Genomic DNA, 25,927 nt, shown 5'->3' with positions numbered 1-25,927 from the left:
TTCATTAAAGTGCACCTTTGCCGGGGTAAGAATCAACATGTGCAGATAAGGATAGATACATGCAACGACTTCAAGCTTTGCAGAATAAAATGACCGAGCAAAATGTGGACTTGGTGGCAATTGGCCCAGGCATGCATTTGAAATGGTTGCTGGGCTTATCACCACATGCTGACGAGCGGGTTTTATTGGCTTGTATTACGCAAGACAAAATCGCATTTTTAATGCCTATTCTCGAAGCAGAAAGTGCGCGCCAACACACAGACCTTCCTTTTTACACTTGGTCGGATGCTCAAGGACCTTTAGCTGCGTTTGAAACGCTATTGTCGGAGCTTAACATCAAAAACGCTCACCACATTGTTTTAGACGAAGCCATGCGAGCAGATTTTGCAGGTCTTGTGCAAGACGCATTGCCAAATGCAAAACGGCAGTTTTGTGAGGCAACGATTGGCGCATTACGCTTACAAAAGAGTGAAGACGAATATCAACATTTAAAATCTAATGCGCTTATTGCTGATAAAGCAATGCAAACAGCATGGGCAAATATGAAGCCCGGGATGACCGAACTTGAAGTGGCCGCAATCATCCGGTCAAGCTTTGCGGATCAAAATGCAAGACCATTGTTTTCAATCGTTGGTGCCGGGGCAAATGGGGCCTTTCCTCATCATCAAACTGGAGATACCAAACTTAACATTGGTGATGCGGTGGTAATGGATATTGGTGCTCGAGCCCACAATTATTCAAGCGATATTACCCGTATGGCTGTCGTTGGTGAAGAACCAGAGGGTTATAGCGACGTACATTCAATTGTCGAAAGCGCTGTTCAGGCGGCGCTTGAGGCCGCAAAGCCGGGCGTTAAAGCGCATGTGGTGGATGATGCTGCACGCGGAGTGATTGAAGATGCAGGATATGGAGAATATTTCGTGCACCGCACTGGCCACGGGATGGGCATTGAAGGGCACGAACCTCCTTATTTAACATCAAGCTCTCAAACTGTTCTTGATGAGGGTATGGTGTTTTCAATCGAGCCGGGAATTTACCTTCCCAACCGATTTGGTATCCGTTTAGAAGATATCGTCATCTTACGCCATGATGGCCCAGAAATACTCTCCTCGCTTCCTCGCAAGGCAGTTGTTATTGGTGGGTGATCATTTCACATATCAAATCATAAATGCAGCAATTGATGCGGCTGCACAGGAAATGTTTGATATTTTGCGCCGTACGGCAATGAGCCCGATTATCTACGAAGTTTTGGATGTAGGAACGGGGATAACCGATGCAAAAGGCAATTTGATAAGTTCAGGTGCAGGGATCCCTTCGTTCATTGGTGTCTTGGACAAATCGGTAAAGTCAATCCTCGCCAAGTTTGAAGACAACATTTTTGCCGGAGATGTGTTCATAACCAATGACCCTAATCATGGTGGTGTTACGCATTTAAATGACATCGTCATTGCCCAACCCGTTTTCCATAATGATAAATTAATCGCGTGGGTGGCATCTATTGCGCATTGGGGCGATATTGGCGGCAAAACACCAGGTTCCATGCCTGTTGATGTAACTGATATGTTTGGTGAGGGGCTGCGTTTGCCGCTTATTAAGCTGATGGAAAATGGTCAGATCAATAGATCTGTTATGGAGATCATAACCATAAACTCGCGGTTAAGCGATTTTGTAACGGGTGATATGAGCGCGCAAATTGCAGCAGGTCAAAAGGCGCAATCATTGGTGACAGCGATTGCAGATCGTTATGGGGCGACAAGTTTTTTCTCCGCAATATCTCAGGCATTGAATGAGGGATTTGAGCGTGCATTTATAGGCCTCCAGCAATTACCAAAAGGTGTGTTTTCAATATCAGAACCGCAAGATGAAGGCGAAAACTTAACAGCGCTCATCCAGATTACCGATGATAAATTTATTATCGATCTAACCGAAAATCCGGTTCAATTGAACGCGCCTCACAATACATCACGTGATGGCGCAGTTATTGCCTGCCAGATGTTTTTTAAAGCTGTTACGGATCCTGAAAGATTTGCAAATGCAGGGTCCTTTATACCGCTTGAAGTGCGAACTAAGCCGGGTACAATTTTTCATGCAACCGGTGATGTGCCGCATGGTTATTATTTTGAAACCCGTATTCGACTGTTTGATATGCTTTGGCATTGTATGGCTCAATCCATGCCGGAGAAGCTTCCTGCAGGACATTTTGCATCGATTTTTGGAACGGTTATTGCAGGTAAGCACCCAGATACGGACAAAACATATACGATGGTAGAACCACAGATGGGTGGTTGGGGCGCAACATCAGACCGTAATGGAATGAGTGCGATGTACTCCACCAGTCATGGGGATACGTTCAATTGTCCGGTCGAAATAGCTGAAGCAAGATATGGGCTTGAGGTTTTAGAAAAGTCGCTTAACGACCAGCATGAAAGAGCGGGCCAATTTTCCGGTGGGCGCGGTGTTCAAACCATTTATCAATTGCGTGCGCCAGCAAGCATTTCTGCAGGATTCTCACATGCAAAAATCCCCGTCTGGTCACATGAGAACGCATCTATCGGAGGTCAAAATTCCCTAGAGATTGAGCATCCTGACGGCGAAAGAAACAGATTAGGTTTTGTCAGCGGCATGTTGCTAGATGAGGGGTCCAAAATTATTATCAAGACGGCAAATGGTGGCAATAGCTAATTGCTTCAAGGTCTACATAATTTCTACATATTGAAATCTTAGTTTGATCAGAAGCAAAATATGTAGTCGCAATATTTGAAAGGTTTCTCATGACGTTTCTAGCTCGTAATAGCCTTTGTCAGTGTTATGCAACAAAGATTTTACTCTTCGTTGGCGTTGTATTTATGTCGGAACCCGCACAAGCACATGAAGAACATAATCATTGTGAAGCGGTGAAAGCCTCCGTTTCAGATGCGGGCTTTGCAGATAAGGTGTCCGTTACATGTGAAAATGGTCATGCGATTATATCGTCCGATACGTATCCCGATCATGCGTTGATGACGGGAATTGTGCAAACGAATGAGCAGCTTCCGGTACCGGGCCAGTATGATGCGCCGATTCCACTGGACCCGCAATTGAGCACTCAGCCCAAAACGCGGGATTCGTCTCTGGGTGTTGCAATTAATGGTGTTCCGATCTTTGATTATACCGGTGGTGGTGAGATGTCAGAAAGCGATCTATACCATCATCAGACACAGCATGACACTTTAATCACGCAACAGCTTGATGTGTGCGGTGGACATGCAGGGCGCGGTGATGATTATCATTATCATGTGGCACCGAAATGTATGATTGCTGAGATGGAAAATGCCGGACCTGACGCGATCATTGGTTGGGCGTTTGATGGATTTCCTATTTACGGGGATACCAATCCAGATGGCAGTGAGATCGCCAAAGGGGTGTTGGATGTCTGTAATGGGCAAGTCGATGAAACCTTCGGGTATCGTTACCACACCTCAAAAGACGCGCCTTACATCGTGCAGTGCTTGATGGGGATAATGCCAGATATCCGGGATTTACCCAGAATCCCACCTCTTGAAGTATCTGGGGGCGGGCGTGTCGAACCGGGTCGGCCGCCACGTGGAGGTGTTAAAAATCTAACATTTACGCAGAGCGCCTCGGGTGAACGAAGCATGGATTATACCTATCAAGGTGAAAATTATTACATGCGCTATAAGCCATCAGGTAAGGCAAATTGCTATAGTTTTGAAACCAAAACCGTGACAAATAACGGCGAGATTGTTTCTGCTGAATATTGCCGATAACAAAGTAGCGTGTGATTGCCTGCTACAATTTTACCTCCAAATTGCTGCGTTAAATAAAACTGATTGTCAAAAGACAAATGAGGATGCATTTATGTCTGACGCTCGTCTTCCAGTGACGGTACTTTCCGGCTTTTTAGGTGCTGGAAAAACCACTCTGTTGAATAAGGTTCTAAATAATCGAGATGGCCGCCGCGTTGCAGTTATTGTCAATGATATGTCAGAAGTTAATATTGACGCAGATCTCGTGCGTGCAGATACTGAATTGAGCAAAACAGATGAGACATTGGTGGAAATGTCTAATGGTTGCATTTATTGTACGCTGCGTGAAGACCCTGAGGAAGAAACCTAGCGAAGATACGCCGGCAAACTAATTGATTATAAATAACTTGCTTTAGGTGATGACCTGTTCGTCGGATCCAAAGAAGTAAAGGCGCTCAGGATTAAAATGCAAATAAACCTCTTCGCCCTTGATCTCGGAACCTACATCATTTGTGCGCACGACTATGGTGCCGAGTGAGCCAGCATTTATATATAAAAATGTATCCGAGCCTAAATATTCTGCAACTTCAACAATGCCGGAGCAATGCGCGCCTTTTTTGTTGCCGAGTGTAATATGTTCGGGTCGAACACCCAAGCTACTCAAATTAGAAACGTCACTATTTAAGCCATGGGCCGCGCTACCATGATCGGAAAGAATGAACTTATCACCATCAGCACGACATGGCATGACATTCATCTTAGGACTGCCGATAAACTGGGCTACAAATAAATTAGCCGGCTTTTCATAAAGTTCTCGTGGGGACCCCACCTGCATGATAAGCCCATCTTTAAGCACCACAATCTTATCCGCAAGCGTCATGGCTTCAACCTGATCATGCGTAACATAGATCATTGTGGTTTTGAGTTTGTCATGAAGTTTTGCAATTTCAAAACGCATTTGCACACGCAGCGCAGCATCTAAATTGGAAAGCGGTTCGTCAAACAAAAAGCCTTTTGGTTCGCGAACAATGGCGCGACCAATGGCAACACGTTGACGCTGTCCACCTGAAAGAGCTTTTGGTTTTCGATCTAAATATGCGCCAAGCTCTAGTATCTCGGCAGCGTGGTTCACCTTCTCTTCGATTTCTGATTTTGACGCACCCGCTGTTTTTAAGCCAAATCCGACATTCTCACGAACACTCATATGTGGATAAAGAGCGTAGGATTGAAATACCATTGAAAGTCCGCGTTCGCTTGGCACCCGGTCGGTTACATCGGTTTCATCGAGAAGAATTTTACCGCGACTTGTTTCTTCAAGACCCGCAATCATGCGCAATAAAGTGGATTTTCCGCAACCTGAAGGTCCCACAAATATAACGAACTCACCATCATTAATTTCAAGGTCAATCCCCTTGATAACTTGCAAGTTACCAAACCATTTTTCAACTGCATCTAAACGTATAGATCCCATGGTATCTCCTATGCCGCAATGGCGTTCTTATTTGGTGAAATCCATGCAAGCCACAAAGCAGCAGTCCATGAAAACTGTCGACCAATGCAACCTTCACCAGTTACGGAATTAAAGCACTCATAAAAACCAGATTGCTCAATTAAAGCAGCATAATCACTTCTGATTTTCTCAGCCATTGTTTCAAACCCATACTCTTTTAAACCCATCGAGATCATGTAATTCATCTGCGGCCACACAGGTCCGCACCAATAGCGCTGCGGTTCAAAGTCAGCAGCATCAGGATCCCAGCTCGGCATCATGAATTTAACTTTTGACTGGACCCTTTGCATATTCTCGATCGTGTCTTTCTGCTGTTGTTCAGAACCCACACCAGCATAGAAACAAAGTGCACTAGCGTTTGAAAATCCGTCGGAAAATTCACCCGTTTTAACGTCTCGTGCGCAATATGCATTTATGTTTCTATTCCAAAGATATTCTGAGCCTGCGACGCCATCATCAATCCATGTTTGGATTTCGTTGATGCACTCGGTTTTTTTGAACTGCTGTGCAAGCCACAACAAATCTCGGTCAGCCCTTAGTAATATAAAGTGGATGCAGGGGTCCGCCATTAAAAACGGTCCTTGGTTGGTTAAAACCTTCTGATCCCAGTTATGATCTCGACCAAACTTCACAATAGTCAGATATTTATCATATTGTTCTTTGCTGGGCCGCTCATTTGCATCTGCATGCACTGTGTCCATGCGAGTATAAGGTTCAAGCTCAGGGTCAACGGTCATGTTATTAAGGCCAATTTCCCAATCGGGGCAATTGTCTCTTCCTGTTTCCCAAGGGTGCACTGTTGCAACAACCGGGCAATTATCAGGCTTACGTTCTTCGTGATACCACTTGTGCCACTTGTAAAAAGCATCAAACAGCTTCTCAGCGATATCCCTATCGTATTGGCTTCCATCCTCTACCAAAGCGCGCGCAACAGATGCGGCCACTGGTGGCTGGGAAATGCCCGTTGAAAGCACTTTGCAATCGTTGCACTGCCAAGTTTCAGGGCCTGGAAAATAATCAGGATCATCACGGCGGAAAATAATGGATGGAACCATGCCATTTTCCCATTGCCCATCAAACAAAAATTCGATTTCTTGCCATGCTCTTTTGCGATCGTAAGTCGCAAGGCCGAGCGCAATAAAGGCTGAATCCCAATTCCATTGATATGGATATAGACGCGCTGTTGGGACCGTATAACCGCCACGATCATTCTCACGCAGAACTTTAACTGCGAGCTCATCCAAATTCGAACTCATTCATTTACCCCTTCACACTACCGGCGGTTAAACCGGCAACTAAGAACTTTTCAAACCATAAGAATATCGCAAGCACGGGAACCGTTGCGACCACAGCTCCGGCCATTAAATGTTGCCTTGGAACCTCAGATGAGTTTAGCGATACAACCCCGCGTGAAAGCGTAAACATGTCCAAATCATCCAAGAACATGAAGGCGAATAGGAACTCATTCCATGCGATCATGAACACATATAGCGCCACCGATGCCAACGCGGGCAATGACAATGGCATTGTAATTTTTGCAATCACACCAACGCGCGACAAACCATCCATTAGTCCAGCTTCTTCAAGTTCGCCCGGCAATCCACGGAAATATCCTTGAAGCATATACAGCGCGACTGGAATGGTCGTTGCAGGATAAACAATGAGTAATCCTGTGAGCGAATTACGCAATCCGGCTTGTGAAAATACAGCATATAACGGGATAACCAAAACAATCGCTGGAACCATATAAATCAGCAAAATTGAACGTGATAAAAGCACTTGTCCTGGGAACCTGAGCCTCGCAACCGCATATGCGCCGGGTACGGCAAATAAAAGTGTGATGATCACTGTTGCCACCGATACAAGCGCTGAGTTCCACAAAAATGTTCCAAAATGATATTGTGTGAACAGTTCAATATAAGAGCGGAACAAAAGTTCAGGCCCTTGTGCAAGATCAATTGAGAAATCGAGAGGATTAGACAGTAGCGATTGTTGACTTTTTAAACTGGTCATCACCATGACGTAAAACGGCAAGACCACAACGATTGTAAACAATACAAAAGCCAGACCCTTGAGCACTCGGATCAGCAATAGCTCCATGCGGTAGCGTTTTGCGGACCCAGACTGATAGTCATTCAAACACATTTTAATGGATACAACGACAAGCGCTGACCAAATCGCCCAAGCTATGATCTGATATACAATTCCCTCTGAAACAGACGTTCCAAATATCTGTCCACCTGTGAGAATAAAGAGCAATACAGCCACCCCGACGCCTAATATCGCAAATGGCGTTCGGGTTCGTTTCTCAATAGGAAGAAAAATGAAGGCAAGCCCAGCGATCAAACCAGCAATTAGTGCGGTGCCCGCTGGGGGTGATGCTGTAATTCCAGACACCAACATAAGCAATATGCCGATGACGATCATCCAAACAGCGCCCCAGATCGCACCAATAATGGCTGCGGAAAATGTTATTGTTCCGATCTTCATTGTCCGTCATCCTGTGGTGAAAATTTAAAGAAGATGAGTGCGAAGAAGAGCAGGACAAAGAATACAACAACTGCAACCGCTGCACCGGCTCCCAGGTTGGAGACAGCAAATGCCTGCTCATAAACATCCACGGTGAGTGTTCGGGTGCCCGCCGCACCGCCTGTTAGGAGGAAAATGTCGTCAAACTTGTTAAATGTCCAAATGAACCGCAATAGGAACAACACCGACAAGATTCCTAAAAGTTGAGGCAATGAAAGATACCAGAACTGTTGCAAAGGTGTCGCGCCATCAATCTCAGCCGCTTCATACATATCTGTTGAAATAGACTGCATGCGCGCCAGAATAAATAGGAACGATAATGGGAAATAACGCCAGGCTTCAAAAGTGATAACCGTCGTCAAAGCCATGGGAAAATTAAATTCAATACCCAAAAGTGACATCGGTATGGCGCGCTGACCTAAAAAGTTGATCGGGCCTTCGATGGCACCCATTCGAATAAGCATCGCGTTAAACGTTCCGCCCGGTCCTGCATCCAATAATAGGACCCAGGCAAACGCCACCGCAATGACCGGAGCAACATATGGGAATAAGAACAGCCCACGCAAGATGGCTCGTCCTTTAAACGCTGTGTTTAAAATTTGCGCGGCAAACAGGCCCAAAACCAAAGCACCTAATGTGCCGAATATTGTGTAATACAGAGATACTCTTAGAACCGACCAGAATTCGGAAGACGAAAAGACTTTGTCGAAGTTTTCTAAAGTGAATTCAAATGATGTCAGAATATTTTTTGACTGACCGGTTAGAACAGACTTGCTATCTCGTGGTCTTTCGCCGTTATCAATGTAGCTTTGGTCAATGCTTGCAGGGAAATCAAGATTGAAACGACCACCAGCTTCAATAGTCCCAAAGTCACAAAATAGTGCACGACCATCTAAAGTGCATCGCTCATCATTGAGCTGCAACGACAACCCTTGTGGAATAGTATCGCTGAGCGTGACCTGCGATATTGGGTCTTTTTGAGATGAATTTCGGATCCGATAGCGCATAGTAACTTCATCACCAGCTGCTTTTGGACGTGGTCTTAATTGCTCGTTTACAAGCGTTGTCGCGGCGCGCAAGTCAGCAAGTTGGACTGGCTTAAAACTGATCCAGAAATTTGCTAGTAGCGGGCCCAGCACGATGCTCAAGACAATCAAAAATGTCGGCAACAGCATGAGATAAGCTAAACGCTGCTCGCGCTTCGCCAGTGCCCCGAAGCCTTTTGGCGGGCCTTTAGATAGATTTTCAGTTGCAGACATTTTTAATTACCGTCAGTAAAAAGTGCACCGCGAGCACCAGGAAACGCTCGCGGTGCGATTGTGATTTAAAGCTCTTTATGCTTGGCAACGATTTCACTCGCTGCGGCATCTAGATCAATTTCACCATCGATATATTTACGGATGACTTGTGACATCACTCGTGCATTGACAAGTTTTGAAGCTGTTTCAAGTTGGCCATCGGCGACACCCCAGCGGTCGCCAACTGAAAGACCAGCAACAATATCGTCAATCACTGATTTTGGATAAATATTGCCAAGTGGTTCTTTGCGGTCAACGCCAACATTTAGACCAGACCACATTGCTTCGTAGTCAGTTTTGCCTTCTGCGCTGCCTTTGCGCACTGGGAATTTACCCTCAGGTGCCATGCCAAGCCAGTCGCCATAGCCTTCCGACAAAGCAAATTCTACAAATTCTTGCGCAACTTCTGTGTTCGCATCATTTGTAATGCCCAAATAGCGAACGTCAGCATAAGCTGCACCTGCATCATTACCTGGGCCAGAGAATACAGTCACAAAGCCTGTGTCTTTAGCCAAAGCTTTTGAAGTTGGATCATCGTTGATTGTAACAGGTGCGCTATCGCGCAGACCACCTAGTTCATCAAGCAAAGATGGTGACCAAATGATCATCGCAGCTTTACCGCCAAGGTAAAGTTCACGAGATTGTTTCCAGTACAAATCACCTTCAGGTGAAGCATCAGCTATCGTCTTATAGAAAGACAAAACATTTTTAAGTTTTGATGTATCTTCATTAATTGAACCATCAGCGTTAACTGGGGAATATCCAGCTGCCAGCGAGATATGCTCAATGAGCTGCATCATGTATGTTTCGTCGATCTTTGTCGCAGCAACAAACCCATACATGCTTGGCGGGTTATGTAGTTTTGCGATCGCAGCTTCAATATCCGCGAATGTTTTAGGTGGGTTTAGACCCATTTCAGCAAACTTGTCAGCACGGTAAACAACAAGCTGTGTCCAGCCATCTGTTGGTACAGAAACGATCTCTCCGTTTGATTTTGCCATGTTCACTGGACCAGAAGCAAATGAACCCATGCCAAGATTTTCAACAACTTCTGTTGCTGCACCGCTATCAAGCATGCCTGCTGATGCAAAAGGCAGCAAATGCTGAACAGTGTGGTTTAATACATCGGGCAAGTCACCCGCGCCAAAAGCAGCGGTTGCGCGCGTTGCAATATCTTTTTCAGACACCGGCACGATTTTCACGTCATGGCCTGTTTTAGCCTTAAAGTCTGCAGCAATTTTTTCCTGAGCTTCCATGCGATCAGGTTGCTCTTCCATTGTCCACATCGTGATCGTGTCAGCAAGTGACATGCTCACTGTTGATGCTGATAGCATGAGGCCAGCAGCAAGTAGTTTCAAGGATTTCATTCTTCTCTCTCCCATTTACTCATTGATTGAGTTTGATTTTCGATCCATATCGGACCGTCACTTTTCCTTCGTACCAATTCGGCACGACGAAGGACTTGATGCTTCTTCGGATCGTCGCCATCAATGATCGATAAGATCATGTCTCCCAATTGACGACCTGAATGAGCCTGTGGTTGGGCCATAGTGGTGAGCGGCGGATTGGTGTGTCTGCCAAACCGAACGCCATCATAGCCAATAACTGAAACATGTTTTCCGGGAATTAGGCCGCGTGAATGCAATGCAGCCAATGCGCCAAAGGCTTGTGTATCGGTTAAACACAACAGCGCAGTTGGTGGATTTTCAAGATCTAACAAATCATGCGCTACCCGCTCACCGCCATCATCAGTGAGCTCGGTAATTTGTACAAGATCATTATCAAGCTCAATACCATTGGTAACAATGGCTTCGCGATATCCATCCAGACGAGTTTGCGCAAAATTATGATATGTGGGTGCGCCAATAAAGCCGATGCGTTGATGTCCAAGCGCAACAAGATGATCCACCGCATCGATAAAGGCAGATTTGCTGTCTACATCATACCAAGCATATTCGCTGCTATCTAACGAGCGGCCATGCACGACAAACGGCATTTTTGCATCTTGCAGAAGTTTTATGCGGGCATCATTTTTGTGTGGGCGTGATAATACAACACCGCTTACCTTATGGCTGGATATCAAGCGTTTGATGAGATCTTCTTCATTCTCGGCAGGCGAGGCTTGCACAACATGCATGTCCCAACCTCTTCTTGCAAGTGATTCAGCCAATCCTGCAAGTAAGGACGCTACAAACGGCTCCGATATCGTATTACCATTCTCCGGCATGATATATGCGACAGCTTCGGCAATACCTGTCGCCAGACGTCGTGCTGTTGGGTTAGCTTTGTATCCCAGAGCTTGGGCTGCTTTTTGGACGCGCTCACGTGTTTTCATGCTAATGTCAGGGTAATTGTTGAGCGCGCGCGATACAGTGCCTTCGGTCAGGCCAAGATGCGCAGATAACTGCTTTAAATTTATACGCGTTGACATTTATTCACCAAAGCTACGAACTTCCGAAAGCGGTTTCGCGAGTATTTCCGAAAGCGGTTTCGAAAGCAAGGAGAAATTTGAAAACCCCCGTAATTAGTACTTCTTATCCTGAAATAGTTGTATTATATCAATTGTTTACAGCGACAAACTTTTCTTATCTAGGGCGTCGATTAATGGCAGGTTGATCACACGATACACGCATGATCACAGTATAAATACTGCGTTTTGGCGAAATTTATTCAAACCCCTTTGAACGCTAAATCACTGCGAGTGAGATGATTAATTTATGCACGATATGCGCTAGTTTAGAGTGATTATAAACTATACTATTTGACTCTACTTTCATAATACCTTACTAAAAAACTCAAGTTAACGCATTGTGCTTATGAGTGATCAAATGTTTCTGCCAAATTCCAGCAATCAAGAATGTCCTGCAAAGGGGTATCTTGAACGTCACCCGGAAGGTTTGACGGTCAATGGTTATAGAAATTGGGTTGCCGGCTACATGTTAAATACCGATGTCCATTGGTTAAAAAGCAAACAGAACTTTGTTTCGATATTGGGCAAGCATAACGGCCAAATTGCTGCAGATGCTCTTGGTGAATTTGTCTGTAATTTAGGTCATTGCGCAACATGCCCTTTAAAAAGTCATGCGCCAAATTCGGGACATCTTAATGCTGATGAATGCACGGTCTTAGGACTAATCGCATCGCTTCAACACGGGGATGATGATGCCTTGCAAGAATGCATTGATGCATTGTCCTGCCGTAATAAATGCGCACAAATTTTGGCACCTGCAGGTGAATACGCGATGATCATGAAATCGACAGGATCATTGTTGTTGCCAATTCCAGCTTCGGTATTGGCTGAAATTCACGCCAAAGACCGTTTTCCAGAACAAACACCCAATTATACAATTCATTAGAAAGGTTAAACTTATGAATTTTAAATCACCGTTGCTTGTCGCAGCCCTTATGACAAGCACATCGCTTTTCGCTTCCAATGCAGCTTTTGCGATGTCAGATGTGACAGCTGAGGCTGTCGTTGAAAACTACGCAAACATTGCTGAAGCAAAATATGCAGATTCGCTTTCAACAGCTAAAGCATTAGATGCAGCTATTGATGCGTTTTTAGCATCTCCATCTGACACAACTCTCGCTGCGGCAAAAGGCGCTTGGCTTGCCTCACGCGTACCTTATCAGCAAACGGAAGTTTATCGATTTGGCAATGCAATCGTCGATGATTGGGAAGGTAAAGTAAACGCTTGGCCACTAGATGAAGGTTTAATCGACTATGTCGATGCGTCTTACGGAACAGAAAGCGATGAGAACACACTTTACACAGCCAATGTGATTTCAAATGCAGCGATCAAAATCAATGGTGAAGACGTAAATGCATCTGCGATTACACCAGCGTTTTTGTCGGATACTTTGCATGAAGCAGCAGGCATCGAAGCAAATGTTGCAACGGGCTATCACGCAATTGAATTTTTGCTTTGGGGTCAGGATCTCAACGGCAATGACAAAGGTGCAGGCAACCGTCCAGCAACGGACTTTTCACTAACTGATTGTTCAAACGGTTCTTGCGACCGACGTCGCGAATATTTGAAAGCTGCGTCTGAACTGATGATCTCTGATCTTGAAGAAATGGCCGCAAACTGGCAATCAGGCGGCGCTGCACGAAAAGCTTTGGAAGATGCAGGAACATCCGGCAGCCTCTCTACAATTCTTACAGGCATGGGTTCATTGTCTTATGGTGAACTTGCAGGTGAGCGCATGAAGCTTGGCTTGTTGCTTGGTGATCCGGAAGAAGAACATGATTGCTTCTCAGATAACACGCATAATTCTCACCTATATGATGCAGTCGGCATTCAAAATGTTTATCTCGGCACCTATAAACGCGTAGATGGCAGCACTGTTTCAGGTGCATCGTTAATGGATTTGGTCAAGTCAAAAGATGCAGGTGTCGCAGCTGAACTTGAAGCTGATCTTGCTGCAACTGTCGATGCCATGCAAATCATGGCAAAACGTGCAGAAGCAGGTGAAGCTTACGATCAAATGATCAGTGAAGGAAACATCGAGGGCAATGCTATTGTGCAAGCAGCGATTGATGGATTAGTAAAGCAAACCAAATCTATCGAACGCGCTATTGCTGCACTTGAATTGGGTGCAATTGAGCTTGAAGGCTCTGATAGCCTTGATAATCCAAATGCTGTTTTTGAATAGTATTTAAGATAACGCGGTTCATCGCTGCGTCTAAATCCTGTAATAAGCAAGCAGCTCATCTGAAAATTTGGGCTGCTTGCTGCTTTGTTTGAGGACTTTCACGTGCAGAGAAAACTTCTAATTTCGGTGTTACTTGTTTCAACATGGGTGTTTGCGTCCCCCTCGTTGGCGAAAGACCATAACATACCAGAAATTCGAAATGATCTGATTCCCAAAGATCTCAAACGGGTTACAAAAATTACGCAGCCAACGACGGACTTTACCAAAGCCGAGCGTTTTGAAGCAATGCAAGGCGGTGCTGGTACATCACTCAAACTTGTCAACCAAGATGCTTTTTCTCAGTTCAGCGCCAACCTGACCTTTGAAGAAGAAATGGATTTTAAGCTTGGAAATGCGTTGTTCCGTAAGCTTTGGGTTTCATCTCCATCATCTACGCACGCATCCGATGGTTTGGGGCCATTGTTTAATGCACGGGCTTGCCAGTCTTGTCATATCAAAGACGGTCGTGGCCACCCACCTGAAGGCGATACGGATGCAACATCAATGTTTTTGCGGCTTGCGCGTGCTCCTGAAAATGACACGGAACGGCAGGCGCTTGCTAATTTTGTTGTACAAACTTTGCCTGATCCCAATTATGGAGGGCAGCTCCAGGATCTGGCGGTCCCGGGACTTTCAGCAGAAGGCACTATGGTGATTTCCTATAAGGAAACGCAAGTCACTCTTGATGATGGCACCATCGTGTCCTTGCGAAAACCAAGCTACAAGGTGGAAAATCTTGGATTTGGCGAATTGCACCCACTAACAACGCTTTCACCACGTGTAACACCGCAAATGATTGGCCTTGGACTAATTGAAGCCATACATCCATCGGATATTTTAGCGCTTGCTGACCCTGATGATGCAAATGAAGATGGCATATCCGGTAAGCCGCAATATCAATACAATGCAGAAAGCGGCAATTTAGAGCTTGGCCGATTTGGCTGGAAAGCACAAAATGCAACGGTTGAGGGCCAAAGCGCGGGAGCCTTTTCAGGGGATATTGGCATATCTTCACCATTGGCGCAGTCTCCTTACGGCGATTGCACTGAATTACAAGCAAAATGCCTTGCTTTACCAACAGGGATACAGCCAAGATTGGGTGATAGTGAAGCCCCAGATCCAGTATTAGATCTCGTCACATTTTATTCTGAAAATTTGGCCGTTCCTCAACGGCGAAATGTTGACGATATTAATGTTTTGCGCGGTAAAGAGTTATTTTATAATTCTGGCTGCACAGCATGCCACACACCTAAATTTGTTACCAGCAGTAAAGCTAAGAACAAAGCGCAGAAGTTTCAACTTATCTGGCCATATTCCGATTTTCTTTTGCATGACATGGGTGAAGGGTTAGCCGATAATCAGCCGGTAGGTGCTGCAACTGGCCAAGAGTGGCGGACGCCTCCACTTTGGGGCATCGGTTTAACTGAAACTGTAAGTGGGCACACTTTCTTTTTACACGATGGTCGGGCAAGAAATCTAACAGAAGCCATTTTATGGCATGGGGGCGAGGCACAGAAATCTCGAGATGCATTCGCAAGTTTTTCCGCATCCGACCGTCATTCACTCATCACATTTTTAGAAAGTTTATAATGCGTATCTTTATCGCCTTCATATTATGTGTTTTAAGTTTATCGCCTTCATTTGCGCAAGAGGATAGGACTACAGATCTTGTGCTTTCAAATGTGTTGTCAAAATATATTCAACCACGATACGCAGATTTGTATGCAAAAGCGCAAGCTTTACAAACCGCATCCGAGCAGTTGTGTGAAAGACCATCTGCAGAACACCTTAAATATGCTCAGTCATCTTATGCGAGTTTTGCAAACGCCTGGGCACGCATTGAATGGTTTCGTATTGGGCCAATCATGTCAAAAAATCGGGTTGAGCGTATTTTGTTTTATCCGGATAGAAAATCAACCGGGCTCAAACAGGTTCAGCGAGCACTTGCAAATCAAGATGTCACGGTCACTTCCGTAGAAAGTATCTCAAATAAAAGCGTTGCAGTTCAGGGTTTAGGTGCTTTGGAATTCATCTTATTTGGGACAGGTGCCGACATATTGTTGGATCAAGACGGTGCCTTTCGGTGCGCATTTGGACGATCTGTTGCGCAGAACCTAACCGATATTTCTAAAAATTTATCAGACAGTTGGTTGGACGGATCAATTGCTGCCGATTTTTGGCTCAATCCAAATAACGAGAATCCTTTATTTCGAAACGATAATGAAGCATTAAACGTATTGATTGGAGTAATGGTGCATGGTTTAGAAGCCTTACGCGATGTGCGTATTGGTGCGTTTCTCAAAGAAGAAGCAAAGCTTGATCGAGCAAAGTCCGCTCTCATGTGGCGATCAGAAAATACCCTTGCCATGGTCACAAGTGGCCTTTCTGGCCTTCAAGAACTCTTTAATAAAAGTGGCATTGAAGAGCTTCTACCGCAAGAAAGTCGCGCACTTGGCGACAGCGTTCGCTTTGAATTTTCTCAAGCTTTAAAAACCGCACAATCAATCAATGGATCGGTATTAGATCTCTTGCAAAACCCGGATGAACGACAAAGGTTAGTGTATTTGAAATTGACGATAGGTTTTGCTTTGTCTCGCATTGATAACGAGTTCTCTCAGGCGCTTGGTTTATCTGCAGGATTTTCGTTTGGAGACGGCGATTGAAACCATTGGAGATTGATAGGCGCGCATTTTTATGCGGTGCCGGTGCAAGCATTGGACTAGGTTTGATACCACATGGCGCAAATGCGAAATATGTTGATGAGGATGCGATTTTTGCAGCGGGTTTTAAGGCCAATGATGGTCATTTTGGCTTGGCACTTCTTTCCGAGGCGGGGGATATTTTATTCCGTCACAAATTGCCGGCGCGAGGCCATGGCATAGCTGCGCATGCAAATTCGCAATGGGCGATTATTTTTGCAAGACGCCCAGGAAACTTTGCACTCGCCTTTGATCCAAATAACGATAAAGAACCGCTTCTTTTTTCAACACCGGCCAACCGACATTTTTATGGGCATGGTGCCTTTTCAACCGATGGCAAATTATTGTTTGCTTCGGAAAATGAATTCGAGACGGGTGATGGTAGAATCGGTATTTATGATGTTACGAATGGTTTTCAAAGAATTGGCGAATATAATTCAGGTGGTATTGGGCCGCACGAAATTATTATACTGCCAGATGGGAAAACATTGTGTGTTGCAAATGGCGGCATTAAAACCCATCCGCAGTTTCCACGCACCAAACTAAATCTTGATACGATGCGCTCTAATATAGCGTTTGTTGATGTGTTAACCGGCACTGTCAAACGCGTTCAACACTTGCCAAAAGAATGGTCACAATTATCAATGCGTCATATGGCATCTGATAAAAATGGTAATGTGTGGATTGGCGGACAATACGAGGGCAGTGCGTTTGATCAAGCGCCTCTGATCGCTAAAATATCGCATAGTGAATATTTAAAATTCATAGATTTGCCGGCTAAGCAATTAATCGGCTTTAAAAACTATATCGGATCCGTATCAATCAATAATAAACAGGGAATTATAGCCTTTTCCTCGCCCAAAGGTGGTCAGGTTTTAGTGCTTGATGGTAAGAGTCATAAACTAGTTGGTTCTCATTTATCGCCAGGAATATGTGGGCTTGCACCATCTCTTAATAACTTTGTTAATAGTAGTGAGGATGGTCGTTTTGGCGCAACTCAGCATTCGCTTAATTGGGACAATCATATTGGATTAATCTAAGAAGAGTGTTGCGGTTTATCGCCAGCTAACAGCACCGAAGGCTGGAATAATCAATTGGCTATTTTTAAAATTAAGCCCGGCAACCAATCCCAGAAAATTAAATTCGATGCCGACATCGCCACCAATCTCAAAACCAAAATATCCGCCCAAAGTTGCAAACAAAGCGCCGTCTTTTTTGCGCCCAATCCAACGGCCATCGGCTGGAAAATCACGCCCCACAGCTGTGCTAGGAGCACTTGCTGCAAGTTCAGGGAATTGACTTAAAATATGCGCGACAAAAGTGTTTGAGTTTGGTCCGGGCCACAATGTATAATCACCTCGATCTCGCCATTTATAATTTGCAATTGCCCTTTCGAGCGCAGGGATGGCATCTATTGCCTGTTGCCCTTTAATTTCATGGCTGATGACGGGTTTGTTGGAATACCAATGTCCATCAGGATCATAGGCGTTTTTGCGCAACGGGGTGCCCCAACCAACAACATCATACCGGTCATAATATTTTGAGCCATGGGGTTTTAGGACAAGCCAGGAATGGGTCGCAAACGCTCCCTTTAGCCCACCTGTTCGCGCGGTAAATACATAAACAGCTGCTTCATTTGTTGGAGGGTTGGATGGCAAAATTCCTGCGCTCGACCATTGTGCACTACGCCAATTTGATGGGCGATCGCTGAGCGCCCAAACGCCTAAATGCACTAATGCTGGCAGGATGAAGACCACAAAAAGAACGAGTATAATTTTAAAACTCAGCCGAGCCGAGTGAGCTGCGAATTTCAACATATATTTCAACTAGCCAAAGAATGTGAATTCAATATGGCGATAAGAACATGAGTTTTGAAAGTCTATCGACGAAAGGAAATGGCGCACCCCGGAGGACAAAGTCCGAACAAGTCAAAATTGAGGGTGTAAGGTTTGAACGAAGAGAGAATGGCGCACCCGGGAAGATTCGAACTCCCGACCCCTTGATTCGTAGTCAAGTACTCTATCCAGCTGAGCTACGGGTGCTAATGACGTGATAGTTTCGAACGTCTAGCGTTCTCCTAATAGGTCATCATCGGTTTTGCAAGCATCAATTTGAAAAACTATCATTTTGTTTGAAAATTTTATCGCCGATACTGATTTTACCGTTTTTACGAAGCAGAATGTGGAATGGTAATTTCAAATCGCGTGCCTGGTGTCGACTTTTCAGCTAAGATAATATCTCCACCATGCGCCTGCACCAATTCGCGTGCAATGGCGAGTCCCAATCCGGTACCGCCTGCGCGGGTTGAGCCTTGGAATGGTTTAAACAAATGCTCTTTCGCGCGTGCTGGCATCCCAGGGCCCGTATCATCAATGGATATACATACCGCATTGTCTTTCAGCTCGGCATCAAGGCATAGCCGTTTCACAATAGCTGGATCTGCATCATAGTCTGATTTCAGCGCCTGAATGGCGTTGCGCGAAATATTATTGATAACACGGAACAATTGTTCGCTATCTGCATGCAATTCCAACTCGTCCGGTACTTTTGAGATGATTTCAATATCATCGTCTTGAACATCATTGCTGAGCACGTCTTTAATCTCAGCGGTTAACGCGGCTAATTTAATCACACGGCGCTTGGGTTCTGCTTCCTGTGCACGTCCATATCCCAAGACTTCACTTGAATAGCCAACAGCGCGGTCAATCGTTTGCAACAGTTTGGGTGCAAAACGTTTAACCATCGGGTCATCAACATTGGCCATACGGTCGGAAATAAGCTGCGCTGATGTTAAAATATTACGCATATCATGGTTGATCTTAGAAACGGCGAGACCCAAATCCGCAAGTCGTTTTTGTTGACGCAAAGTGCTGTGGAGTTGGGTTTGCATGGCAGATAAATGCTGCTCAGCTAGCCACAATTCATCGTCACCTTCTTCGGGTTTGATAATGCGGGTGGCATCCTCAGGATTATCTGAAAAGTTTTGCATCGACCAAGTAAGACGGCGGATCGGTTGCAGCATTAAGCGGTTAATTGTGAAGAATAACAGCCCTGCTGTGATCGCCGCAATAATTAATGAGATAAACAAAACATTCCGGCTATATATCAACATTGCGTGGCGCAATTGATCATCGCTGATAATAAGTTCGATCTGAAAATCGCTGCTTTCGCCCACCGAGCCTAAAACACGGATGATCCGGTCTCCACCATAAATCAGCGTTTCAAATGCATCCATAATGGCCGTTATTGGCCCGGTGCTATCAAGATCATAGCTGTCAGAAATCGATGGCGGCATTTCTTCTGATGCCACAATACGAGAGGTCCCATCCTTGCGCAGGATGATCGCCTTCGTACCCGTTGACATCAGTGTATCGCTTTGAACTTTTGCAGAAAGTTCGGTTACTTGCTGGCTTTCAAACACGATACTGGCGGCGGCTGCCGTATTTAAACGGTCTTCAAGCCATCTAAGCCGCGTATTTGCAACCGATGGGACAAAGGCCAATACTTCCGCAAGCATGACAAAAATGATCGTCAAAGTGATCAGTTTGCTTTGCAGCCCGCGCACTGGCTTGGTGCCAATCTCTTGCGCGGGTTGAATATTTTCAAGCTCTAATTTTTCATGCGACATGTTTGGTCCGAATATAATTTAGTCCAATAGGTTTGTGTACTATCAACCAAATTTCCGCAAAAATCCAATCACTGCGCGAACAAATGGTTTACTTGTAATCGGTCCGTAATGCGTCATTACCGCACGTTTGCCAATTTCTGACATCGTTGGGTAAGGAGGAATATAACCGCGCACATTTGATAGCTTCATTTTATTGGTTATGGCAAGAGCCCACATATTGATCATCTCACCAGCACCGGCGCCGGCGATTGCAACACCAACCAAACGACCTTTTTTATCAGCAACGATTTTAATTAAGCCGTCGGTTTTTCGTTCAGCCCGCGCACGGTCATTTTCAGCATATTCCCATCTCAATACAGAAATATCATCACCATATTTCTCGCGCGCTTGCGCTTCGGTCAGTCCAACATTGGCAAGTTCAGGCTCTGTGTAGGTTGCCCAAGGGATAATCTCACGATTTTCCTTCGCTGGGAGACGGAATAAGATTTGCTGAACAACTAAACCTGCATGATAACCAGCAACATGGGTGAACTGGAAACCACCAGCCACATCGCCAATTGCGTAAACGCGTTTGTTGGATGTGCGCATGTTATCGCCGACTTTAATGCCGCGGCGATCATATTCGATTTGCCCTTGTTCTAGGCCAAGCCCGTTAACATTCGCAGCTCTGCCCGTGGCAACAAGCACATGAGAGCCTTTAATGTCGCGTTGACCTTCACTTGTTTCAACGGTGACTGAAACCCCAGATTTTGCTTTCGCAAGCTTGACCACTTTTGTGTCTTCTAAGATTTCAACGCCTTCTTCGCGGATGCGCTTTAACACAACTTCCGCAAGCTCAGGGTCGTCTTTCCCAAGCGCTTTAAAGCCTTCAACAACGGTGACTTTTGAACCAAGGCGGTGATGCGCTTGCGCCATTTCCATGCCAATTGGACCGCCGCCGATGACGATCAAATGATCAGGGCGTTCGGTTTGCTCAAAAATCGTTTCGTTGATTAAGTAATCAACTTCATCAATCCCTGGAATAGGTGGAACGAAAGCAGATGAACCTGTTGCAATGACATAGCGGCGCGCTTTGATAATCGTATCACCAGCTTGAACTGTATCCGCATCGATGAATACGCCTGCCTGTTCGATGACGTTTACACCCAATGAGCGGAACCGCTCTGGTGAATCATGCGGAGCAATGCCGCCGATGACATCTTTAATATGGGCGTTTACTTCTGCAAAGTTCACATCAACTTTATCAACATGAACACCGAATTTCTTTCCATCAACGGCAGCACGAGCATGTTTACCCGCTGCGATGATGGCTTTGGATGGAACGCAACCATAGTTGAGGCAGTCGCCGCCCATTTTACCTTTTTCTAAAAGTACAACTTCGACGCCGAAGGCTGCGGCGGCTGCAGCTACTGACAAGCCACCTGAGCCGCCGCCAATAACGCAAATATCTGGAGTTAATGTTTTTGACATTTGAAATGTCCCCCTATTAATTTTGTAAAAGACGTTATCAGACGTTTATTTGTTACGAAATCTGCGAACGATTGATGGGATGGTCGCAACAGCGGCAAGGGCTGCAAATGCGATTGTGATTTCCGGTGTAACCAAGTCTGAAACAGATGCTTCCTGCCCAGATTGAGCTGCTGCCATAAGCACGCTATCAACGCCTTGTCCAAGATAAGTATATGCAAATGTACCTGGCAAAATACCGATGATTGTTGCGCCCATATATGTGCGTAGTGGAATTTTAAAGAGTGCTGGCACAATGTTCATCACAAAGAATGGGAACACAGGCGCTAAGCGCAAGATCACCATGTAGCTAAACGCGTCTTTCTGAAAACCTTCAGAGAGTTTTGCAGCAAACGGCCCAGCGCGGTCACGCAGGAAGTCACCAAATGCTGTTTGAGCGGCTTTAAACAAAATAGCAGCACCGATTGTAGCGCCGACAGCGGTTAAAACACCACCCAAGAACCAGCCGAATAAAAATCCGCCGAAAATTGTCAGGATTGAAGCTGCGGGGAAAGAGAACGCAACGGCTGCAATATATAAAAAGAAATACATTGCAGATGCCAAGATCAGGTTTTCGCTTACAAATGTCTGTAATACATCGCGTTGTTCAGCTAATGCTGAAAGTGATAGATATTCGTGCAATCCAGCTGCGTAACCTGCAGCCAATCCGGATAAAACAACAAGCACTGGCAAAAAGCGCTTCAGCATGCTTCCGTTTTTCTTTTGGGTTGCATCTGACATTATATTTTGATCCGTATCGTTTACTGTTGTGTTCAATTCCATTTTATCTCTCCAAAATGTCGGACATCGGTCCGTTGTTGATGAAGGGATAAACTTTTGTGCGATCACATACCAATGACATTCAATCGCGTTCATCAAACTATATGTGAGGAATGCTAACGTTCAACTCACACTGTTGTGAGGTCTATTAAAAAAGGGTTTCACAAGTAGGATTCATTTTAACAATGTTAGAAAATGTCTCTCCATCCGATCAATTATAAGATCATACCCGTTTGAGACGGCTTAATTATTGACAATATAAGGTTTTGATGTCTATAAGCCGCTCGTGTAGGTGTTTGACGTCCAAAAGGCCGCAGATATCGACTTTAACAACGCTCCTGTAAAAATACAGACTTTAAGAAGGGCCGCACACCGCGGTATTAAAATAAATGACAAAGCGTACTTTTCAACCATCAAAGCTTGTTCGCAAGCGTCGTCATGGTTTCCGTGCACGTCTCGCCACTAAAGGTGGACGTAAAGTTCTAGCAGCTCGCCGTTCACAAGGTCGTAAACGTCTATCTGCATAAGTTCATAAATCTTGCAGCCTGAATTGAGAGGGCTGAAGTTGATTTCACAAAATTCAATTTCCCGCGTCGAGCGTTTAACCAAGCGAGCTGAATATTTAGCTGTTCGCAATGGGAAGAAGCGGCGCGGTAAATATTTCTTGCTGGAAGTTTTAGATCGAGGTGATCAAGAAACCTATGGCGAGTTGAGACCGCCCCGGATCGGATTTACCGTCACAAAGCGGCAAGGCAATGCGGTTAAACGAAATCGTATTCGCCGGCGTTTGAAAGAAGCGGTACGGCTCAAAGCGCATGAATTTTTGATGCCCGGTCACGATTATGTCCTAATCGGTCACAATGAGCTATTGGATGCGAGCTTTAATGACATTATCTATAGCCTTGAACAGCGCTTCAAAAGTAAGAAAAACTCTGATAGAAACCCGCGGACAGGCGTAAAACATAACAATAGTGTTGCCGAGTGTAAGGATTAATAATGGAAAACAGTCGTAATTATTTTCTGGCGATCGGCCTATCAGTGCTCATTTTCGTGGTTTGGCAGATAGTTTATGTCGCGCCTCGTCTTGAAGAAGAGCAAGCGCGTCAAGCAGCTTTGATCGAACAACAAGCTGAAGCCGCAGCAAATGACAGTACGCTTCCATCAGCAACAACACCGAGCGGTGAGACGGCTCAATTACCAAATTTACAAGGTCTTCCTGCAGCGCAGACAATTGCGCGTGAAGATGCATTGGCTGAATCTGGCGGTCGTATTGAGATCGATACACCAACATTGTCTGGTTCGCTAAACCTTAAAGGCGCACGTCTAGATGATCTTGTCTTAAAGAACTATCGTGAAACAATTGATCCTGAAAGCCCGAATGTAATTCTGTTCTCGCCATCTAACGCAAATGAGGGTTACTTCTCCGAAGTTGGCTTTATTGCAACCAAAGATGCAGGACCTGTTCCGAGCGAAAGCACAGTTTGGACAGTTAAATCTGGAAATCAGCTTACGCCTGAAACACCAGTTGTCTTGAGCTATGACAATGGTAGTGGTTTGGTATTTGATCGAACGATCAGCGTTGATGACAATTATCTTTTCACAATTGATGATGCTGTTACCAATAATTCAGCTGAGCAGGTTTCACTCTCTCCTTACGGCCGTATTAAACGACTTTATAAGCCTCAAACTAGTGGCATCTACATTCTTCACGAGGGTTTAATCGGCTTCTTGGGTGAGCAAGGTCTTCAAGAGATCGATTACGGTGATGTGGAAGATGCGGACAAAGGTCTAATCGTTCCGGAAAAAACCCCAACGGGCTGGATTGGTATAACGGATAAATATTGGGCTGCAGCGCTTGTGCCTGAGCAAGGCCAGCCATTCCAATCTCGTTTTGGATATTTTGCACAAGGATCACCAAGCTATCAGACAGATTATGTTTCTGATGCTAAAGTCATTGCACCTGGTGCGACAACTAACTTTAACACACGCATTTTCTCAGGCGCCAAAACAGCACCAGAAATTGATGTATACGCAGAAGAACAAAATATTGAACAATTTGATCTGATGATCGATTGGGGTTGGTTCTACTTTATTACCAAACCGATGTTTAGCGCTCTGCACTTCTTCTTCTTACTTTTCGGAAACTTCGGTGTATCCATCTTGGTGACAACCGTTTGTGTGAAATTGATCTTCTTCCCATTGGCGAACAAGTCATACAAATCCATGGCGAACATGAAAAAGTTCAGCCACAAATGGAAGAGTTGAAAAAGCAACATGGTGATGACCGTCAAGCGCTACAAAAAGCCATGATGGAGCTTTACAAGCGTGAGAAGATTAACCCAGTGGCTGGTTGTTGGCCGGTACTTCTGCAGATCCCAGTGTTCTTTGCGCTATATAAAGTGCTTTATGTGTCCATTGAGATGCGTCACGCACCATTCTTTGGTTGGATTCAGGATTTGTCTGCGCAAGATCCAACATCAGTGTTCAACCTGTTTGGTCTCTTGCCTTACGATCCAACAGCATTACCGCTCATCGGTGGATTGCTGGCATTGGGTGTATGGCCGTTGATCATGGGTATCACAATGTTCCTACAAATGCGTATGAACCCAACGCCGCCAGATCCAACGCAGGCAATGATCTTCACTTGGATGCCAGTTGTCTTCACATTTATGTTAGCAACTTTCCCTGCCGGTCTTGTGATCTACTGGGCGTGGAACAACACATTGTCGATCCTCCAGCAAGGCGTTATCATGAAGCGTCAGGGCGTGAAGATAGAGCTCTGGGATAATCTCAAAGCGCTGTTTTCCAAAAAACCAAAAGAAGAAGCGAAATAAGCTAACGTAGCTTTGCTTTTGCAAAGGGCATGATAGGACATCGACATGGCTAAAATTGTGCCCTTTGACCGGACTTGGGAATTTGTACTTTCTGTCCCAACGATGAAGTTTCTTCCATCTGCTGGTCCACCTGAGATCGCTTTTGCCGGCCGTTCTAATGTTGGCAAATCCTCGCTTATTAATGCGCTCACAAACGTTAAAGGCTTGGCGCGAACATCCAATACACCTGGCCGCACACAACAGCTGAACTATTTCGTGCCATCAGGCTTTGAAGGTACGCAAGAAGATTTGCCGCCATTAGCGCTCGTGGATATGCCAGGTTATGGCTATGCCAAAGCGCCTAAGACCGAAGTGGAAAAATGGACAAAGCTGGTCTTTGACTATCTGCGCGGTCGTGTCACTCTAAAACGTGTTTATCTGCTGATTGATTCCCGTCACGGGATCAAAAAGAACGATGAAGAAGTCTTAAAGCTGCTTGATACAGCTGCAATGTCCTATCAAATCGTTCTAACAAAATCGGACAAGATCAAAGCCACACAGCTTGAAACGTTGATTGCGCAGGTTACCGAACAGATCAAAAAACATCCTGCCGCTTATCCAGAGATCATTGCGACATCATCTGAAAAAGGTGTCGGAATTGATGATTTGCGACGCGCAATTGTTAAAGCCATTCATAATTAGTCGTCCATTCGGGTAAAGATC

21 protein-coding genes, 1 tRNA gene and 2 pseudogenes are annotated in these 25,927 nt (G+C 45.1%); 13 read left to right on the top strand and 11 right to left on the bottom strand.

The annotated features are described in order from the left end of the window. The first annotated feature begins 59 nt into the window (after nt 1-59). From ACZ1GZ_RS03860 to ACZ1GZ_RS03845, 4 genes and pseudogenes are all read left to right on the top strand, one after another. On the top strand, nt 60-1,145 hold the full coding sequence (locus tag ACZ1GZ_RS03860; protein ID WP_472667161.1) for a M24 family metallopeptidase: 1,086 nt from the start codon (nt 60-62) through the stop codon (nt 1,143-1,145). Further along, complete coding sequence (locus ACZ1GZ_RS03855) at nt 1,138-2,682, top strand: hydantoinase B/oxoprolinase family protein (protein WP_472667160.1); 1,545 nt, start codon at nt 1,138-1,140, stop codon at nt 2,680-2,682. Before ACZ1GZ_RS03860 ends, ACZ1GZ_RS03855 begins: the two co-directional genes overlap by 8 nt. Before the next feature lie 164 nt (nt 2,683-2,846). After that, a complete protein-coding gene (locus tag ACZ1GZ_RS03850; protein ID WP_472667159.1) occupies nt 2,847-3,767 on the top strand; it encodes a YHYH protein in 921 nt (306 codons plus the stop codon). Nucleotides 3,768-3,858: 91 nt separating this feature from the next. Further along, nucleotides 3,859-4,098: pseudogene (locus ACZ1GZ_RS03845) on the top strand (CobW family GTP-binding protein); the annotation flags it as partial. 60 nt (nt 4,099-4,158) lie between these two features. Here the strand turns inward: ACZ1GZ_RS03845 and ACZ1GZ_RS03840 are convergent. The 6 genes from ACZ1GZ_RS03840 to ACZ1GZ_RS03815 form a co-directional block, all read right to left on the bottom strand. Further along, nucleotides 4,159-5,217 (bottom strand): ABC transporter ATP-binding protein, encoded by a 1,059-nt coding sequence (locus tag ACZ1GZ_RS03840; RefSeq protein WP_472667158.1) that lies wholly within the window; start codon nt 5,215-5,217, stop codon nt 4,159-4,161. Nucleotides 5,218-5,225: 8 nt separating this feature from the next. Continuing rightward, nucleotides 5,226-6,512, bottom strand: a complete 1,287-nt coding sequence (locus ACZ1GZ_RS03835; RefSeq protein WP_472667156.1) for an MGH1-like glycoside hydrolase domain-containing protein — start codon at nt 6,510-6,512, stop codon at nt 5,226-5,228. 4 nt (nt 6,513-6,516) lie between these two features. Further along, nucleotides 6,517-7,746, bottom strand: coding sequence for a carbohydrate ABC transporter permease (locus ACZ1GZ_RS03830; protein WP_472667154.1), 1,230 nt, complete (start codon nt 7,744-7,746; stop codon nt 6,517-6,519). Beyond that, nucleotides 7,743-9,044, bottom strand: a complete 1,302-nt coding sequence (locus tag ACZ1GZ_RS03825) for a carbohydrate ABC transporter permease (protein ID WP_472667153.1) — start codon at nt 9,042-9,044, stop codon at nt 7,743-7,745. The genes ACZ1GZ_RS03830 and ACZ1GZ_RS03825 overlap by 4 nt, the downstream gene beginning before the upstream one ends. Nucleotides 9,045-9,109: 65 nt before the next feature. Continuing rightward, on the bottom strand, nt 9,110-10,450 hold the full coding sequence (locus tag ACZ1GZ_RS03820; RefSeq protein ID WP_472667151.1) for an ABC transporter substrate-binding protein: 1,341 nt from the start codon (nt 10,448-10,450) through the stop codon (nt 9,110-9,112). Continuing rightward, nucleotides 10,447-11,514 carry a LacI family DNA-binding transcriptional regulator gene (locus tag ACZ1GZ_RS03815; RefSeq protein WP_472667149.1) on the bottom strand — a complete coding sequence of 356 codons (1,068 nt, stop codon included), beginning with the start codon at nt 11,512-11,514 and terminating at the stop codon, nt 10,447-10,449. Before ACZ1GZ_RS03815 ends, ACZ1GZ_RS03820 begins: the two co-directional genes overlap by 4 nt. 385 nt (nt 11,515-11,899) lie before the next feature. Between ACZ1GZ_RS03815 and ACZ1GZ_RS03810 the strand changes: the two genes are divergently transcribed. The 5 genes from ACZ1GZ_RS03810 (at nt 11,900) to ACZ1GZ_RS03790 (ending at nt 17,517) form a co-directional block, all read left to right on the top strand. After that, entirely contained in the window at nt 11,900-12,439 is a 540-nt protein-coding gene (locus ACZ1GZ_RS03810; RefSeq protein WP_472667147.1) for a hypothetical protein, read from the top strand. A 13-nt stretch (nt 12,440-12,452) separates the two neighbouring features. Then, nucleotides 12,453-13,739, top strand: coding sequence for an imelysin family protein (locus ACZ1GZ_RS03805; RefSeq protein WP_472667145.1), 1,287 nt, complete (start codon nt 12,453-12,455; stop codon nt 13,737-13,739). Between the two features lie 102 nt (nt 13,740-13,841). After that, nucleotides 13,842-15,368: a di-heme oxidoreductase family protein gene (locus ACZ1GZ_RS03800; RefSeq protein WP_472667143.1), complete on the top strand. Its 1,527-nt coding sequence runs from the start codon at nt 13,842-13,844 to the stop codon at nt 15,366-15,368. Continuing rightward, complete coding sequence (locus tag ACZ1GZ_RS03795) at nt 15,368-16,441, top strand: imelysin family protein (protein WP_472667141.1); 1,074 nt, start codon at nt 15,368-15,370, stop codon at nt 16,439-16,441. Before ACZ1GZ_RS03800 ends, ACZ1GZ_RS03795 begins: the two co-directional genes overlap by 1 nt. Beyond that, a complete protein-coding gene (locus ACZ1GZ_RS03790; RefSeq protein ID WP_472667140.1) occupies nt 16,438-17,517 on the top strand; it encodes a DUF1513 domain-containing protein in 1,080 nt (359 codons plus the stop codon). Before ACZ1GZ_RS03795 ends, ACZ1GZ_RS03790 begins: the two co-directional genes overlap by 4 nt. 15 nt (nt 17,518-17,532) lie before the next feature. Here the strand turns inward: ACZ1GZ_RS03790 and ACZ1GZ_RS03785 are convergent, their stop codons facing one another. The 5 genes from ACZ1GZ_RS03785 to ACZ1GZ_RS03765 form a co-directional block, all read right to left on the bottom strand. Next, nucleotides 17,533-18,294 (bottom strand): DUF3750 domain-containing protein, encoded by a 762-nt coding sequence (locus tag ACZ1GZ_RS03785; RefSeq protein WP_472667138.1) that lies wholly within the window; start codon nt 18,292-18,294, stop codon nt 17,533-17,535. Nucleotides 18,295-18,442: 148 nt separating this feature from the next. Beyond that, nucleotides 18,443-18,519, bottom strand: a tRNA-Arg gene (locus ACZ1GZ_RS03780). 125 nt (nt 18,520-18,644) lie between these two features. Then, complete coding sequence (locus ACZ1GZ_RS03775) at nt 18,645-20,105, bottom strand: sensor histidine kinase (RefSeq protein ID WP_472667137.1); 1,461 nt, start codon at nt 20,103-20,105, stop codon at nt 18,645-18,647. Between the two features lie 42 nt (nt 20,106-20,147). Continuing rightward, nucleotides 20,148-21,575 (bottom strand): dihydrolipoyl dehydrogenase family protein, encoded by a 1,428-nt coding sequence (locus tag ACZ1GZ_RS03770; RefSeq protein WP_472667136.1) that lies wholly within the window; start codon nt 21,573-21,575, stop codon nt 20,148-20,150. 45 nt (nt 21,576-21,620) lie between these two features. Next, the gene (locus ACZ1GZ_RS03765; protein WP_472667135.1) at nt 21,621-22,394 is read right to left on the bottom strand and encodes a TVP38/TMEM64 family protein; all 774 of its coding nucleotides are present in this window, start codon (nt 22,392-22,394) and stop codon (nt 21,621-21,623) included. Nucleotides 22,395-22,780: 386 nt separating this feature from the next. Here ACZ1GZ_RS03765 and rpmH point away from each other — a divergent pair, with 386 nt between their 5' ends. From rpmH to yihA, 4 genes and pseudogenes are all read left to right on the top strand, one after another. Then, nucleotides 22,781-22,918, top strand: coding sequence for a 50S ribosomal protein L34 (gene rpmH / locus ACZ1GZ_RS03760; RefSeq protein ID WP_472667134.1), 138 nt, complete (start codon nt 22,781-22,783; stop codon nt 22,916-22,918). 38 nt (nt 22,919-22,956) lie between these two features. After that, nucleotides 22,957-23,385, top strand: coding sequence for a ribonuclease P protein component (rnpA, locus tag ACZ1GZ_RS03755; RefSeq protein WP_472667132.1), 429 nt, complete (start codon nt 22,957-22,959; stop codon nt 23,383-23,385). Between the two features lie 2 nt (nt 23,386-23,387). Beyond that, nucleotides 23,388-25,225 (top strand): annotated as a pseudogene (gene yidC / locus ACZ1GZ_RS03750) (membrane protein insertase YidC). A 45-nt stretch (nt 25,226-25,270) separates the two neighbouring features. Then, on the top strand, nt 25,271-25,906 hold the full coding sequence (gene yihA, locus ACZ1GZ_RS03745; protein WP_472667131.1) for a ribosome biogenesis GTP-binding protein YihA/YsxC: 636 nt from the start codon (nt 25,271-25,273) through the stop codon (nt 25,904-25,906). Nucleotides 25,907-25,927: the final 21 nt, after the last annotated feature.

The sequence above is a fragment of the Lentilitoribacter sp. JB5-8 genome (assembly GCF_055693385.1).
This window is presented reverse-complemented; position numbering and strand designations above follow the sequence as displayed.